The organism is Geomonas sp. RF6 (assembly GCF_021044625.1).
GTDB lineage: Bacteria > Desulfobacterota > Desulfuromonadia > Geobacterales > Geobacteraceae > RF6.
In genome coordinates, this window is record NZ_CP087999.1 from 1,450,322 (window position 1) to 1,465,283 (window position 14,962).

Annotated in this window: 14 protein-coding genes; 12 read left to right on the forward strand and 2 right to left on the reverse strand. The window is 62.6% G+C overall.

Annotated features, from left to right (window positions below; all coding sequences use genetic code 11):
• Positions 1 to 145 precede the first annotated feature (145 nt).
• Both LPW11_RS06230 and aroF read right to left on the reverse strand, forming a co-directional pair.
• A complete protein-coding gene (locus LPW11_RS06230; protein ID WP_230997267.1) occupies positions 146 to 610 on the reverse strand; it encodes a hypothetical protein in 465 nt (154 codons plus the stop codon).
• Between the two features lie 245 nt (positions 611 to 855).
• Complete coding sequence (gene aroF / locus LPW11_RS06235) at positions 856 to 1,872, reverse strand: 3-deoxy-7-phosphoheptulonate synthase (protein ID WP_230997268.1); 1,017 nt, start codon at positions 1,870 to 1,872, stop codon at positions 856 to 858.
• Between the two features lie 333 nt (positions 1,873 to 2,205).
• Between aroF and LPW11_RS06240 the strand changes: the two genes are divergently transcribed.
• The 12 genes from LPW11_RS06240 (at position 2,206) to cbiB (ending at position 14,695) form a co-directional block, all read left to right on the forward strand.
• Positions 2,206 to 2,658, forward strand: coding sequence for a YqaA family protein (locus tag LPW11_RS06240; protein ID WP_230998254.1), 453 nt, complete (start codon positions 2,206 to 2,208; stop codon positions 2,656 to 2,658).
• Positions 2,659 to 2,668: 10 nt separating this feature from the next.
• On the forward strand, positions 2,669 to 3,961 hold the full coding sequence (locus LPW11_RS06245; protein WP_230997269.1) for a M16 family metallopeptidase: 1,293 nt from the start codon (positions 2,669 to 2,671) through the stop codon (positions 3,959 to 3,961).
• Between the two features lie 84 nt (positions 3,962 to 4,045).
• The gene (locus LPW11_RS06250; protein WP_230997270.1) at positions 4,046 to 4,429 is read left to right on the forward strand and encodes a sirohydrochlorin chelatase; all 384 of its coding nucleotides are present in this window, start codon (positions 4,046 to 4,048) and stop codon (positions 4,427 to 4,429) included.
• Entirely contained in the window at positions 4,429 to 5,070 is a 642-nt protein-coding gene (locus LPW11_RS06255) for a precorrin-8X methylmutase (protein ID WP_230997271.1), read from the forward strand. The genes LPW11_RS06250 and LPW11_RS06255 overlap by 1 nt, the downstream gene beginning before the upstream one ends.
• 122 nt (positions 5,071 to 5,192) lie before the next feature.
• Positions 5,193 to 6,272 carry a cobalt-precorrin-5B (C(1))-methyltransferase gene (locus LPW11_RS06260; protein WP_230997272.1) on the forward strand — a complete coding sequence of 360 codons (1,080 nt, stop codon included), beginning with the start codon at positions 5,193 to 5,195 and terminating at the stop codon, positions 6,270 to 6,272.
• A 103-nt stretch (positions 6,273 to 6,375) separates the two neighbouring features.
• The gene (cbiE, locus tag LPW11_RS06265; protein ID WP_230997273.1) at positions 6,376 to 7,593 is read left to right on the forward strand and encodes a precorrin-6y C5,15-methyltransferase (decarboxylating) subunit CbiE; all 1,218 of its coding nucleotides are present in this window, start codon (positions 6,376 to 6,378) and stop codon (positions 7,591 to 7,593) included.
• Positions 7,593 to 8,327 (forward strand): precorrin-2 C(20)-methyltransferase, encoded by a 735-nt coding sequence (gene cobI, locus LPW11_RS06270; RefSeq protein ID WP_230997274.1) that lies wholly within the window; start codon positions 7,593 to 7,595, stop codon positions 8,325 to 8,327. The genes cbiE and cobI overlap by 1 nt, the downstream gene beginning before the upstream one ends.
• Before the next feature lie 24 nt (positions 8,328 to 8,351).
• A complete protein-coding gene (locus LPW11_RS06275) occupies positions 8,352 to 8,630 on the forward strand; it encodes a hypothetical protein (RefSeq protein ID WP_230997275.1) in 279 nt (92 codons plus the stop codon).
• 284 nt (positions 8,631 to 8,914) lie between these two features.
• Complete coding sequence (cobM, locus tag LPW11_RS06280) at positions 8,915 to 9,697, forward strand: precorrin-4 C(11)-methyltransferase (protein WP_230997276.1); 783 nt, start codon at positions 8,915 to 8,917, stop codon at positions 9,695 to 9,697.
• Between the two features lie 124 nt (positions 9,698 to 9,821).
• Entirely contained in the window at positions 9,822 to 10,862 is a 1,041-nt protein-coding gene (locus LPW11_RS06285; protein ID WP_331001603.1) for a cobalt-precorrin 5A hydrolase, read from the forward strand.
• 73 nt (positions 10,863 to 10,935) lie between these two features.
• Positions 10,936 to 13,242, forward strand: a complete 2,307-nt coding sequence (locus LPW11_RS06290; protein WP_230997278.1) for a cobyric acid synthase — start codon at positions 10,936 to 10,938, stop codon at positions 13,240 to 13,242.
• Between the two features lie 490 nt (positions 13,243 to 13,732).
• Positions 13,733 to 14,695 (forward strand): adenosylcobinamide-phosphate synthase CbiB, encoded by a 963-nt coding sequence (cbiB, locus tag LPW11_RS06295; RefSeq protein WP_230997279.1) that lies wholly within the window; start codon positions 13,733 to 13,735, stop codon positions 14,693 to 14,695.
• Positions 14,696 to 14,962 lie beyond the last annotated feature (267 nt).

Genomic DNA, 14,962 nt, shown 5'->3' on the forward strand with positions numbered 1-14,962 from the left:
GAGACTTGTGCCGGGCCCGCTCTTCGTCATGTCGCTATGTAGGCCGGAATAAGCGGAGCGTTTCCGGCATAAGCTGGTCGCACGCAGTAATGCCGGGAACGCCTCCGGCTTATCCCGGCCTACATTTACCTACAGTTCGCCGAGGCTATTTCTCGCGCGCCGGGAGGTACTTGTATCGTGCTTTCTTCTTGGAGACGTTCGCCAGGGAGTAAAGCTCACTCTGCGAAATCACCCACGTCCCCTCTTCCTTCTTGAGCTTCACCGCCTTCGTCACGTATTCGACACCGGGGACTTCCCCTTCGAGTCCGAGGCGTACATGCACGACGGCTGCGCGGTCATTCTTCACCGAGACCCGCACGTCCTGCATCTTTTCCCAGCAGCAGGCCGGGCGCCGCGGCGCGGAGGCGAGTTTCTTCGCAAAGGTCTCTTTCCCCTGGCTACCCGCGTCCGTCCGCTCATAGAGTTCGGCGTATTTCCCGTCGCGCCAGAGATCGAGGATCTGCTCGAAGTCGTGCAGCACCTCCGTCTCCGCCACTCCCCGGACCTCTGCGGTGCCGGGTGCTGCCCACAGGAGAGAAAGGATAAAGAGCATGCAAATGACGATACGCATGGCCGCCTCCTCAAATTGGGATTGGCCAATAGTACCATCACATCGCTCAGGTGTCTTGCCGTGTTCTTGTGGCGGCTGCGACGCCAACGCAGGCAAAATGCCTGCGCTCGGGCGAGCGGGAGGGCTCGTTTTGCGAGCCTCCCGATCCGCTGATGCCGCTGCACTCCGAGGGCGCCGCTCCCCCCGCGTCCCCTCCCTTTCAAGGGGAGGGACAGGGAGGGGATGGGGTGCGGCGCCCGAATTAGTTACAGGGTGCGATCCGCCGCGTCGGCAAAGAGCCTCAGCTTTTCCATAAGCGTCTTGAAGTGCTTCGGCTTCAGGGACTGGGGCCCGTCGGAGGAGGCGCGCTCCGGATCGGGGTGCACTTCTATCATGAGCCCGTCCGCTCCCCCTGCGACCGCGGCGAATGCCATGGGGGCGACGTAGTGGTAGTTCCCCGTGCCGTGCGAGGGGTCGATCACCACCGGGAGGTGAGTCTTCGTCTTCAGCACCGGGATGGCGGAAAGGTCGAGCGTATTCCTCGTCGCCGTCTCAAAGGTCCTGATGCCGCGCTCGCAGAGGATGACGGACTGGTTCCCTTCGCTCATGATGTACTCGGCGCTCATCAGGAACTCCTGGATCGTCATGGACATGCCGCGCTTCAAAAGGATCGGCTTCTTGATCTGGCCAACCTTCTTCAGCAGTGCGAAGTTCTGGGAGTTGCGGGCGCCGATCTGCAGCATGTCGGCGTAGGAGGCGACGAGGTCGACGGTCTCGGGGTTGATGACCTCCGTCACGAACGGAAGCCCGGTCACCTCGCGCGCCTTCGCGAGGAGTTTCAGACCTTCCTCTTCGAGCCCCTGGAAGGAGTAGGGAGAGGTGCGGGGCTTGAAGGCGCCGCCGCGCAGCATCTGGGCGCCGGCCTCCTTCACCGCCTTCGCCGATTCGATGATCTGCGCCTCGCTCTCGACCGAACATGGTCCGGCCATCACGATGATCTCCTTCCCGCCGATGGCAAGGGTGTCGGTGATAGGCACCAGGCTCTCCTTCTTCACCTCCTTGGAGGCGAGCTTGTACGGCTGCAGGATCGGCACGACGCTTTCGACCCCCTGCATCGACTCGATCGACTGCAGGACGCTTTTGCCCCTCTCGTCGCCGACCGCGCCGATGACGTCGCGGGTGGTGCCGTGAATGATGTGGGGGCGATACCCGAGCTCCTTGATCCGCTTCGTTACCTCGTCCCTGTCCTTCTTCGATGCTCCCGACTTCATGACCACGATCATCTGAACCCTCCCGTTTGGTTCCGAAACGCGAAAGGGCCGGAAGATTCCCCCCCGGCCCTTTTTGAAACTATTGCTGTCAACCAAAGGGGGGGAGTCGCTCCGCCCCGGCTTCGGTTGGTAATTTTGGTCTGCTACCCTTAAATTACACCTCTACCGGGGAAACGGCTAAAGTAAAAGCCGCACCAAAAGTAGAAGTTAAAAAAGGAAAAGTAGCCAGTGTTGTTCATGGATTCAGTTTCTGCCACTTTGGTGACTGCTTGTCAAGGAAAAAGTGCCTGACACTGACTATCAAGTTGTTTGACAATCGGGGGCCTTTCCGTTAATTTGACGAACATGCGAGAAGTGCTATTAAGTCACGGGTTTTCGTCCCTGTTTCTCATGAGTTTTCTCGCCGCCACCCTTCTCCCGATCGGATCGGAATGGCTTCTGGTAGCCCTGCTCCTGGTGAAGAAGGACCCCGTCGTTGCCGTCGCCGTCGCCTGTGCCGGTAACTACCTCGGCGCACTAACCACCTACTGGATCGGTATCTACGGAGGCCCGTTCCTGACGGAGCGGGTACTCGGGCTTAATGAGGAAAAGAGGGGGAAGGCGCATCGCTTCTACGAGCGCTTCGGTGCCTACTCTCTTCTCTTTTCCTGGCTCCCTGTTGTGGGCGACCCGCTCTGCCTCGTCGGCGGCGTGTTGCGCGTGAAATTTCTGCGTTTTTCCCTTCTCGTCTTTGCCGGAAAGCTGGGGCGGTACGCCGCGGTCGCCTGGCTGACCCTGCAGGGGAAGGCGCTCTTCTGATGGAGGTTTGATGCTGGCCTGCCGCAAAAAGGTTCTCTCCAACGGCCTGCGCCTGGTGGCGGTGGAAATGCCGCACCTGCACAGTGCGGAGATGGCCGTCTACCTGAAGGTCGGGGGGCGCAACGACCCGCCGGCAAAGGCCGGGATCTCCCACTTCCTCGAGCACATGCTCTTTCGCGGCACGAGCGAGTTTGCCACCAACCTCGAGTTGGAGGTCGCCTTTGAGGCGATCGGCGGGAGCGTGAACGCCGCCACCGACGAAGAGACCACCTGCTATTTCTCCCGGATCCACCCCTCTCGCATTCCCCGCGGTATCGAGCTCTTCTCCTCCATGCTTCTGCGTCCCGCCCTCACCGGGATCGAGATCGAAAAGAAGATCATCACGGAAGAGGCGCTGGAAGACATCAACGAGCGCGGCGAGGAGACAAATCCGCACAACCTCTCCAGCAGGCTCCTGTGGCCCGGGCACTCGCTCGGGATGCCCACCATCGGCTATCTCGACACCATTCAGGACATCCGGGAGTCGGACCTGAGGGAGCACCTGGCCCGCCACTACGTGCCGCAAAACGGCCTCATCGTCGTCGCAGGACAGGTGGAGCCCGAAAGCTTCTTCGACGCCTGCCAGAAGTCGTTCGGCGACTGGAAGGGGCCGGCTCCGGAAGTATCCGTGGCAGCCTCCGAGGCCCAGGACGCGCCGCGCTCCCTCTTCGTGAAGGACTCCGACAGCCAGGTGAACCTGCACATCGCCTTTCGCGGCTTTGCCCGTCCGGACAAGAGGATGATGCCGCTCCGGCTGATCCGCAGGATCCTCTGTGGCGGCGGCTGCTCGCGCCTGCACCTCGCGCTCAGGGAAAAGCTCGGCATCGTCTACTCCGTCGACGCCTCCATCTCCGCCTACCACGAGACCGGTGCATTTTCCATCGAGCTCGCCACCGCGCCTGAGAACCTCCCCGTTGCCGTGGCAGAGGTACTGAGACAGGTAAGGGCCCTTTCCGTCGAGGAGGTAGGGGAAGAGGAGTTGCAGCGGGTCAGGGAAGGATACTTCTACGACCTCGAGTACAGCCGCGATTCGACCTACGAGATGCAGGTGCGCTACGGCTGGGGGGAGCTCATGGAAATGGTGCGCTCCCTGGAGGAGGACCACGCCGAGGTGGAAGGGATCGGGGCCGGTCAGATCAAGGCGACGGCACGGGAGCTCTTCGAGCCGGCGCGGCTAAACCTCGTTGCTGTGGGCCCTCAGAAAGCTCCCGCGCGTCGCGAGGTGGAGAAGCTTCTGGCGGAGTACCAGAGGCAGTGGGCTTAGAATATCGTCCGACCAGTCCGACCAGTCCGACCAGTCCGACTCGTCCGACTCGTCCGACAGCTTAGAACAACAAGAGGAGCACTGATGAAAACTGCAATCTTACTGATGGCCCACGGCAGCAGGATTCCGGAGGCCAACGACTCGGCACGCGAGATCGCGGCGCGGGTGAAGACCCTTACCGGCTACGAGGTCGTGGAGGTCGCATTCCGCGAACAGCACCAGCCAAACATCCAGATCGGCGTCGACCGCTGCGTCGAGCAGGGGGCAAAGCGCATCCTCCTCGTCCCCTATTTCCTCTCCATGGGAGCGCACGTGCTGGAGGACCTCCCGGAGGAGCTGGAGGTCGCCCGCACCCGCTACCCCGAGATCGAGATGGTGCTCGGCAAGCACCTGGGGACCCACCCGAAGCTTGCGGAGATCGTGGTGGAGCGGATCGCCCAGACTCTCACCGAGGAGAAGTGGTACTGATGTCGGTGCACCTCCCCCCGGAGGAGATCGAGGCGGAATCCTTCCGGATCATCGAGGCTGAAGCAGGGGCGCACCGGTGGAACGCGAGTGAGTGGCCGATCGTGCGCCGCGCCATTCACACCAGCGCGGACTTCGACTACGCCCGGAGCATGTGTATCTCCGCAAACGCCATCGACAGCGCCATCGCCGCCCTGAAGGACGGAAAGGGGATAGTGAGCGACACCACCATGATCCTCGCCGGCCTCAGCAAGGCGCGGCTGGCACCCTTTGGCAGCAGCACTTCATGCTTTGTGGCCGATCCCGAGGTGGCACGCGCGGCGAAGGAGCAGGGGATCACCCGCTCCATCATGGCCATGCGCAAGGGAGCCGCCGACCCGGCAAACGGGATCTTCCTCATCGGAAACGCCCCGACAGCCCTTTTCGAGCTGATCCGCCTGGTGCGGGAGGAAGGGGTGAGGCCATCCCTCGTGGTCGGGCTTCCGGTCGGTTTCGTGGGGGCGGCGGAGAGCAAGGAAGCGCTCCTGGAGCTCTCCCGCGACTTCCCCGAGCTCCCCTTCATCACCAACCGGGGGCGAAAAGGGGGTTCCAATGTCGCCGCGGCGGTCATGAACGCCCTTTTGATCCTCGCTCACGGGCGATAGAAGTTGCCATTTATTGGCTGGCGTTGTATATCAGTGCGTGTCGCAGCTAACACCGTTTTGTTCCATTGAGAGTGCCCGGTTTTCCTGTAATTCATCCCTCGGCAGCACAGGATCTATGAGCTATGACCCCCAGAAACCTTCGACACGGGTACACCACCGGTAGCTGCGCTGCGGCTGCGGTAAAGGGCGCGTGTCAGATGTTGCGGGACCAGGGTCCCGTCGAAGAGGTACAGCTGACGCTTCCCTGCGGCGAAACGGCCCGTTTCCGCCTGCAGGGGGGGCGCATAGACGAAGACAGCGCCTCCTGCTACGTGGTGAAGGACGCCGGGGACGACCCGGACGTCACCCACGGCGCGGAGATTCACGCGCACGTGAAGATAGCATTTTTCACCGAGCACCGCCTGGTCATCCAGGGGGGGACCGGCATCGGGCGGATCACGAAGCCCGGGCTCGCGGTCCCCGTCGGTGAGTGGGCGATCAACCCGGTACCGCGCAAGATGATCCTGGAGGTCATCAAGGAAGTGTTTGCACTCCGCTGCGTCCCGGCGACCCTTACCATCACCGTCAGCATCCCCAATGGCGAGGAGCTGGCGAAGAAAACGCTGAACGAGCGACTCGGCATCGTCGGGGGGCTCTCCATCCTCGGCACCACCGGAATCGTGAAGCCGATCTCCACCAAGGCCTGGACCGACACGCTCGACGCCGCCGTTAGCGTCGCCGTTGCCTGCGGCGCGCGACAGGCCATCCTCTCCACCGGCAGGACCTCTGAAATGGCGGCCCAGCGCCACCTGGAGCAGACCCTTAAGCCGATGGCCGAATCCTTCATCATGATGGGGGACCACTTCGGCTACGCAGTCCGGAGTTGCGCGCAGAAAGGGATGGAGGGAGTCGTCGTCGCAGGACAGTTCGCCAAGCTGGTGAAGATCGGCTGCGGGCACGAACAGACCCACGTCTCCGCCTCCACCATGGACCTTTCCACCGTCGCGGGGTGGCTTGCGGAAACAGCCGGGCTGGAGCACCTGGCAGAGGTTGCTGCCCGCGCCAACACCGCCCGGCACCTCCTGGAGGAGTCGGGGAATGACCAGAAGCTGGTGGCGCTCGTCTGCGAGAAGGCGGCGGCCCAGGTGAAGCGGCTCGCCCCCGAGCTCTCCGCCACCGTCCTCATGGTCGGCTACCATGGCGAGGCGCTCTTTTACGGATAACATCCCGTCTTCCTTAACGGGAGCGGGTCGGAGAAAAGCCGCCAAAGGCACCGACTGTGCCCCCTCCCCCGCCCTGGGGGATGACATGCAATCGAGGGAAACAATGGAACAGCAGAAAATCTTCTTGGTCGGCGCCGGCATCGAAGGGTGGGAAGGCTTCGGCAAACAGGCGCTCGACGTCATCAACAGCGCCGAGGTCCTGATCGGGCACAAGCGCCTGCTGGAAATATTTCCCGATTTCCCCGGCGAAAAACGCTCCATGGACGACCTCTCGGCGATGCTGGAGTACCTGAAAACGACCACCAGGCGCACCGTTGTCCTCGGCTCAGGGGACCCGAACTTTTTCGGCGTCGCGCGTTTTCTGCTCAGAAACCTCCCGAAGGAACGGATCGAGATCTACCCGAACGTTACCAGCGTGCAGTACGCCTTCGCCCGCATCAAGGAGCCGTGGGACGACGCGGCATTCGTCTCCGTGCACGGCAGGGGGATCAGCCGGGCGCTGGACAGGATCATCGCCTCCGAAAAGGTGGCGATCCTCACCGACCCGGTGAACACGCCGGCGCAGATCGCGAAGGCCCTCATCGCCCGCGGCGCGGAAGGGTACGATGCATGGCTTTGCGAGGACCTGGGCCTTCTCTCCGAGCGCTTCACCAAGACGACGGTCCGGGGGCTCACCGAGATATCCGCATCGCCGCTCAATATCCTCATTCTCATCAGGAGCTGGGAGGCGAACCTGCAGCACTTCCCGGTCATGGGGATCCGTGACGAGGAGTTCTCCACCGCCAAAAAGCTCATCACCAAGGAAGAGGTCCGCGCGGTAACGCTCGGCAAGCTCCAGATCCAGGACGACCTGGTCCTGTGGGACATCGGCGCCGGAAGCGGCTCCGTCTCCATCGAGGCGGGAAACCTCATGCCCAACGGGCGCATCTTCGCGCTGGAGAAGAATCCGCAGTACCTCACCTTCCTGAAGGACAACCTCGCCAAGTTCGTTGCCCGCAACGTCATGGTGATCGAGGCGTACGCTCCGGACGGACTGGAGGACCTCCCCGACCCGGACCGTGTCTTTATCGGCGGATCGGGCGGGATGCTGGAAGAGATCATCGAGGCCGTCGACAAGCGGCTGAAGCCGGAAGGGGTCATCGTTCTCAACGCCGTTACCCTCGACACCCTCACCAAGTCCGTCGAGTTCCTTGAGGACCACGGCTATACCGTCGAGGTCACCTGCGTCAATATCTCCAAGACCCGCGGGCTCACAGAGTACAAGATGTTCGCGGCCCACAACCCGGTCTACGTCATCTCGGCCTGGAAAGGGGAAGAGTAGTGGCGCAGATTTTCGCAGTCGGGGTGGGACCGGGCGATCCGGAGCTGGTGACGAGAAAGGCTGAGCGGGTGATTCGGGAGGCAGACGTCATCTGCGCCCCCACGGGAGCGGCAGAAGCGAGCAGCTACGCCCTTTCCATCGTGGAGGAATTCATCGACCGGGAGCGCCAGGAAGTACTGGTGCAGGTCTTTCCGATGAAGAAGAACCAGGAAGGTCTCGACCCCTTCTGGGAGGAAGCCGCCGACCAGGTCGCCGCACGGGTGCGACAGGGGAAGAAAGTTGCCTTTATCACCATAGGGGATCCATTCCTTTACTCCACCTACCTCTATATCCACCGCATCATCCTCGCGAAGTATCCCGAGATGCAGATAGACGTGGTGCCGGGAATTTCCAGTATCAACGCCGCCTCCACGGCCGCCGGATTCCCCCTTGCCATGGCGGCGGAACGGATCGCCGTCCTCCCCGCCACCTATGAGGACGAGGAGCTGAAGAGGACCCTGCAGCAGTTCGACACGGTGGTTCTCATGAAGGTGAACCGGGTCTTTGACCGGGTGTACGCCGTGCTGAAGGAGCTGGGGCGCGAGAAGTGCGGAGTCTTCGTACGCCGCGTCGGCTCAAGCGATGAGGAGATCATCTTCGATCTGGAGAGCCTGGTAGGGAAAAAGCTCGATTACCTTTCCATGTTGATCGTAAAGAAGCAGGAGGGGGGCCGCCTGGCGACGCCGGCGGCGTGAAGCGGTGAAGTACAAGGAGATCGTATGCCGACAGCTGCAGAATACGTGAAGGACCGTCCCGGAATCAGCGCCATGCTGCTTCAGGTCGTCGAGAACCAATTAAGCACGAACCAGCCCCCGGAAAGCAAAGAGACCTTGGAGCGGCTGACTGCTGAGGGATTTTCCGTTGAGGATGCCAAGCTCCTCCTGGCACAGGTGATACGCCTGGAAATGCTCAACGTGCTGAAGGAAAACAAGCCGTTCAACGAGGAACGATTCCTCGGCCACCTGCAGGGCTTGCCTCAACTCCCCGAGGAGCCCTGAGGCAGTTTCACCCGGAGCGCCGCCCGATGAGGATACCGGGCGGCGCTCCAAACGTTTGGAGACTCAGGGTTCTCCGGGCGAGCTTGAGGTGTGGTCACGCGACTTCTTCCTCCCGCAGTACGTCCCTCCCCTTTCAAGGGGGAGGACACAACTTCTACCCCATCCCCACCCTGTCCCTCCCCTTGAAAGGGAGGGGACGTATGAGCACCTGTTTCCTCCGAGGCCGGATGGGAAGAAGGTATGGCGTAATCAACAACCGCAAAAAAGATGAAAGGCACTGCAGCATGACCACACACAAAGTTCATTTCGTCGGCGCCGGGCCGGGCGATCCCGAGCTCATCACCGTGAAGGGGGCGCGTCTCCTCAAGGAGGCGGACGTGGTCGTGTACGCCGGGAGCCTCGTGGATCTCGAGCTGGTGAAGACCTACGCCCCCGATGCCCGGATCTACGACTCCGCAGGTATGAACCTGGACGAGACGACGCGGGCGCTTGCCGAGGCGGTCTTTGCAGGCGAAAAGGCGGTGCGGCTCCATACCGGCGACCCCTCCATCTATGGCGCGATCCAGGAGCAGATGGCGGAGCTGGAGATGCTGGGGATCGAATACGAGGTGGTCCCCGGCGTCACGAGCGCATTTGCCGGCGCCGCCGCGCTGAAGCAGGAGCTTACCCTTCCCGAGGTTTCGCAGACGGTTATCATCACCCGCCTGGCAGGACGCACACCGGTGCCGGAGCGCGAGAAGCTGCGGGAAATCGCAAGGATCGGCGCGACCCTCGTCATCTACCTTTCCGTCTCCATGATAGAGCGCGTGGTCGAGGAACTCCTCGAGGGGGCGTACACCGAGGAAACACCGGTGGCGGTCCTTGCGAAGGTTTCGTGGCCGGACGAGCAGATCGTGGAAGGGACGCTCGGGGATATAGCCGCGAAGGTGCAGGAGGCAGGCATTTACAAGCAGGCGCTCATCATGGTCGGCGACGTCCTTTCCGCCCGCACCGATGGACTCCGCGCAAAGTCGCTCCTGTACGACAAGGAATTCAGCCACGGGTGCCGGGAAGGGATTGTAGCCTAAGGCATTCCGGGGTCGCCGCTACGGGGTGAGACGATGGCGGCTGCCCCGCCAACGCAGGGAAGATGCCTGCGCTCCAGCGCAATGGCCACCTGTGGCGCCAAGTTGCTGCGGCCGCGGAGAGATGATGATCGCCATAATTGCCATAACCGCCAACGGTGCACGCCTCGGCTCCCTCCTGCGCAACGGGCTCCCCGAAAGCGCCCTTTTTGTGATAGACAAGCATGCCTGCCCGGGGGCAACTCCTTTTTGTGAAAGGGTACCGGCACTCGTCGAGCGGCTCTGGCATCAGTACGCAGGGCTCGTTTTCATCATGGCTACCGGCATCGTCGTGCGCTCAGTGGCGCCCCTTCTGAAGTCGAAGGAGTGCGACCCGGCGGTGGTGGTGCTGGACGATGCCGGGCGCTTCGCGGTATCGCTCCTCTCGGGGCACCTCGGCGGCGCCAATGCCCTGGCTGAAAGGTGCGCGGCGCTTGCCGGGAGCATCCCGGTCGTCACTACCGCCACCGACGCCAACGGCCTCCCTTCCTTCGACATGCTGGCAAAGGAGAAGGGGTGGGTTATCGATGACCTCTCCAAGGTAAAGGTCCTGAATGCCCTTCTCCTCGAGGGGAAGGAGATCGCAGTCGCCGGCCGGGAGGAAGAGATCCGGAGCTATTTTGGCGGGAAAGGCGCACTGAGCTTCCACGCCACCGTTGAAGACGCCTGCGCCAGCGGCGCCAGCGGGTGCCTGTGGGTGACGAACCAGACGCCTCCTCCGGAGCTCCCCACCGAGCGGCTGCTGATCCTGCGCCCGATGGATCTCACCCTCGGAATCGGCTGCAACAGGGGCACCTCCGCCGCCGAAATTGGAGCAGTGGTTCACCAGAAGCTCTCCGAGCTTTCTCTCTCCATGAAAAGCGTCGGGTGCATCGCCACCGCGAGTGCCAAGGGAGACGAGCCGGGGCTCCTCGCTTTCGCCTCGGCGGCAGCGATTCCGCTCGAGACCTTCGAGCCCCATGAACTCAATGCGGTAGCGGTCCCCTCCCCTCCCTCCGAGCATGCCTTGGTGGCAATAGGCGCGCAGGGTGTCGCCGAACCGGCCGCGATACTGGCGGCAGGGGGAGGGAGGCTCCTCCTCAACAAGGTAAAGAGCGGGAACGTGACCCTCGCCATCGCGGTGAAGTAGATAGTAGCAAGATGAGATGCAATGTAGGCCGGAATAAGCGCGAGCGTTTCCGGCAATGGTTCTCGAGGTTTCAATGTCAAAACTGCACGTTGTAGGGATCGGCCCCGGCGGCCTCAATCACATGACCCTCGAGGCGCGCCAGGCGATCGAGCACTCCCAGGTCATTGTCGGGTACCAGACCTACCTTCACTTCATCGCCCCCCTGCTCGCCGGGAAAGAAGTCGTCTCCTCCGGAATGATGCGGGAGGTCGAGCGTTGCCTCGAGTCGCTGCGGATCGCCGCCTCCGGGAGGGACGTTGCCCTCGTCTCCAGCGGTGACGCCGGCATCTACGGCATGGCGGGGCTCGCGCTCGAGCTCGCCGAAGACGCTGCAGCGTTCGACAATGTGGAAGTTGTGGTAGTCCCGGGAGTTTCCGCGGTGCAGGCGGCCGCTTCCGTCCTCGGCGCGCCCCTCATGCACGATTTTGCCGTTATCTCCCTTTCCGACCTCCTCACCCCCATGGATACGATCAGGAAGAGGCTGCGCGCCGCGGCGGACGCCGACTTCGTGGTTGCGCTCTACAATCCGCGCAGCAAGGGGAGAACCACCCAGATCGAGGAGGCCGCGGGAATTCTCCGGTCAGCCCGCGGAGGGGACGTCCCCGTCGGTATCGTCCGCAACGCCTGCCGCGCCGGTGAGGAGAAGGTCGTCACCACCCTCGACGAGATGCTTGGCCACCCCATCGACATGTTTTCCATCGTCATCATCGGCAACTCCGCCACCAGGATCTCCCAGGACGGCAGGATGATCACCCCGCGCGGCTACGACGTGGAGTCGAGCACGGTCCGCAGGGAGCCGCGCGCCCGCGCTGCCGCCATTCCGCCGCAGGCAGTGATGTTCTGCGGCACCGGCTCCGACGTGGGGAAGAGCGTTCTCGCCGCAGGATTCTGCCGGATCCTCAAGAGGCGCGGCATCTCCGTCGCTCCGTTCAAGTCGCAGAACATGGCGCTCAATTCCGCCGTCACCCCCGAGGGGGGAGAGATCGGCCGCGCCCAGGCGGTGCAGGCCGAGGCGTGCCGCATTGCGCCGCACACCGACATGAACCCCGTCCTTTTGAAGCCGAACTCGGAGACCGGCAGCCAGGTCATCGTGCAGGGGCGGGTCGTGGCGAACATGGGGGTGAAGGAGTACAACAGCTACAAGCCGCAGGCGTTCGAGAAAGTGCGGGAGAGCTACCAGCGACTGAAGTCGCGCTTTGCCTTCATCGTGATGGAGGGAGCCGGGAGCATCGCCGAGATCAACCTGCGCCGGCACGACATCGCCAACCTAAAGATCGCCGAGATGGCGGACGCTCCGGCCATCCTCATCGCCGACATCGACCGCGGCGGCGTCTTTGCGCAGATCGTTGGGACCGTAGAGCTCCTGGAGCCGAAGGAGCGGGCCCGGGTAAAAGGGGTAATCATCAACAAGTTCCGCGGCGACGCCAGCCTGCTGACGTCGGGGATAGAAGAGGTCGAGCGCCGCACGGGGCTCCCGATCCTCGGCGTCCTCCCCTGGTTTACCGGGTTTTCTCTTCCGGAGGAGGACAGCGTCGCACTGCAGAAGAAAAATACCTCCTCGAAGGGTTCCGCGGACAAGCTGCGCATCGGCGTGCTGCGCCTCTCCAGGATCTCCAACTACACCGATTTCGATGCACTGGAGCGGGAACCGGATGTCGAGCTTTGCTACCTGGACAACCCGAAGCTGCTGGACACCCTCGACCTTCTGATCCTGCCCGGAACGAAGTCGACCATCGCCGACCTCTTCTTCCTGACGGAGCGCGGCTTCTTCGACCCCATCAAGCGCTTCAAGGGTGCCATCGCAGGAATATGCGGCGGATACCAGATGCTCGGGAGACGGGTCTTCGATCCGCACGGTGTCGAGTGCGGCATTAGGGAGGCAGCGGGTCTTGGGCTTCTCGATGCAGAGACGACGATGCTGGAGGAGAAGGAGACGCACCAGGTGGTGGCACGCCCGACCTCCGCAGCGCTGGCAGTCTCTCCCGCAGGGGGAGCGGAGCTTTCGGGGTACGAGATCCACATGGGGCACACCGTGCTCGGCCCGGAGGCGGAGCCGTTTGCGGCGATCACCGCCCGTTCGGGAGCAGCGGTAGAGGTCCTCGACGGCGCCGTCTCAGCAGATGGACGCGTCTTTGGCACCTATGTGCACGGCATCTTCGACAACGACGATTTCCGCACCGCGTTTCTGAACCAGCTGCGGCGCAAGCGCGGGCTCTCCGAGCAGCGGCAGGCAGTTCCAGTCGTCGAGCCGTTCGACCTCCTGGCGGACCATATGGAGAAGCACCTCGACATGGAGCGGATCTTCGCGATCTGCGGGCTGCCGTTCGAAGGAAGCGCCTGAAGGTACGAACGGAACAGCTGAAATAGGTATAGGGTCGGGACGGCCACCATTGCGGAAGGTTCATCCGGAGAATTCCCGGGGAGCGTGGGTACATTGCCACGAAGCGCTGCAGAAGGCCCAACGTTCCCCCCTTTGCGAAGGGGGGGCAGGGGGGATTTGATCTTCAAGTCTCCTCTAGAACCGCAGCCCGTTTAACAGTACATCTCGGTCGTCGAACCGCAGTGCTGCGGCACTCTGACGACATAGGCACCACGAATTTTTTGCAAAGTGGAATCAAAGAAATTGCTTGAGACCACAGCAGTTGCGCACTGGCCAAGTCAAATCCCCCCTGTCCCCCCTTCGCAAAGGGGGGGACGCGAGGCCTCGTGCGATCCTTGTTCAAACATAGTACGGCTCCCCCGGACTACCCGGAAACCTCCCCTAAAGGGAGGCGGAAGGATGAGACGGCGGCTTTCCGGTTGCCTGAATCTGCCATGAAACGAGTACTGGCGTGAATAATCCTCTTCCACTTGACGCTACATTGCTTCTCTGTGCTGTAATCATCGATCTCCTGCTGGGGGACCCGCGCTCTCTGCCGCACCCGGTCGCCGGCATCGGCCGCTTCATCTCCGGCTTCGAGCGCTTCCTGCGACAGCGGGTGGCGAATCAGAAGACCGGCGGGATCATCCTGCTGGTGGCCACGGTTACTCTCACCTACCTCGCCGCCGACTGCATCATAAAAGGGGCCTATGCCGTATCCCGCTACCTCGGCTATGTCGTGGAGATATACCTCGCCTGGACCTGTCTCGCGGCGCGCTCGCTGCACCAGGAATCGGCGAAGGTAACGCGGGCAATCGAGAGCGGAGACCTGGGGGCGGCGCGGCACTGGCTTTCCTACATCGTCGGGCGCGAGACGGCGCAGCTCGATGAGGGGGAGGTGCTGCGAGCCACCGTTGAGACTGTGGCGGAAAATACCGGCGACGGCGTTATCGCGCCCCTCTTCTACCTCATGCTCGGCGGAGCTCCACTCGCCCTCGCCTACAAGGCCGTCAACACCCTCGACTCCATGGTCGGGTACAAAAATGAGCGTTATCTCCACTTCGGTTGGGCCTCCGCACGCTTCGACGACCTGGCGAACTACATTCCGGCGCGGCTCACCGGTTTCCTCATGGTTGCCTCGGCACACCTTTGCAGCCTCGACGGCAGCGGTGCGAAGGAGATCCTCCTGAGGGACTGCCACAGCCATTCCTCGCCCAACAGTGGCTTCCCGGAGGCCGCGGCGGCCGGCGCCCTGCGGGTGCAGCTCGGAGGGACAAACACCTATTTTGGGAAGGTTATGGAGAAGCCGACGATAGGGGAGGCTCTCGTCCCCCTCACCCCTGCTGCCTACCACGGGGCGGTAAAGCTCATGTACTGCAGCGAGGGGGTCATGGTGGGAAGCTACCTTATCTTCAAGGTCATGCTCGGATTCTGATCGTATCGGGCGCGCTCCATTGTGGGCCGGAATAAGCGATAGCGTTTCCGGCATTTGCTGATTTCGGCTGCGTCTGTGGTGGACTGCCGGGAACGCCTGCCGGCTTATCCCGGCCTACATGGACTCCCCATTTTCAAGGGCCAACTTCAACCCAGTCCCCACCCTGTCCGTTGAACTTAGGGGGAGGGCGCCGTGTCAGACGCGGTGACTTTGTAGGCCGGAATAAGCGATAGCGTTTCCGGCATTTGCTGCTTGCGGCTGCGTCTA

Excerpts from the sequence above, each read along its gene's own strand:
- LPW11_RS06240 (WP_230998254.1), top strand. The coding sequence starts at position 2,206 with ATGCGAGAAGTGCTATTAAGTCACGGGTTTTCGTCCCTGTTTCTCATG.
- LPW11_RS06230 (WP_230997267.1), bottom strand. The coding sequence starts at position 610 with ATGCGTATCGTCATTTGCATGCTCTTTATCCTTTCTCTCCTGTGGGCA.
- cbiE (WP_230997273.1), top strand. The coding sequence starts at position 6,376 with ATGGAACAGCAGAAAATCTTCTTGGTCGGCGCCGGCATCGAAGGGTGG.
- LPW11_RS06245 (WP_230997269.1), top strand. The coding sequence starts at position 2,669 with ATGCTGGCCTGCCGCAAAAAGGTTCTCTCCAACGGCCTGCGCCTGGTG.
- LPW11_RS06260 (WP_230997272.1), top strand. The coding sequence starts at position 5,193 with ATGACCCCCAGAAACCTTCGACACGGGTACACCACCGGTAGCTGCGCT.
- LPW11_RS06285 (WP_331001603.1), top strand. The coding sequence starts at position 9,822 with ATGATCGCCATAATTGCCATAACCGCCAACGGTGCACGCCTCGGCTCC.
- aroF (WP_230997268.1), bottom strand. The coding sequence starts at position 1,872 with ATGATCGTGGTCATGAAGTCGGGAGCATCGAAGAAGGACAGGGACGAG.
- LPW11_RS06290 (WP_230997278.1), top strand. The coding sequence starts at position 10,936 with ATGTCAAAACTGCACGTTGTAGGGATCGGCCCCGGCGGCCTCAATCAC.
- cobM (WP_230997276.1), top strand. The coding sequence starts at position 8,915 with ATGACCACACACAAAGTTCATTTCGTCGGCGCCGGGCCGGGCGATCCC.
- LPW11_RS06255 (WP_230997271.1), top strand. The coding sequence starts at position 4,429 with ATGTCGGTGCACCTCCCCCCGGAGGAGATCGAGGCGGAATCCTTCCGG.
- LPW11_RS06275 (WP_230997275.1), top strand. The coding sequence starts at position 8,352 with ATGCCGACAGCTGCAGAATACGTGAAGGACCGTCCCGGAATCAGCGCC.
- LPW11_RS06250 (WP_230997270.1), top strand. The coding sequence starts at position 4,046 with ATGAAAACTGCAATCTTACTGATGGCCCACGGCAGCAGGATTCCGGAG.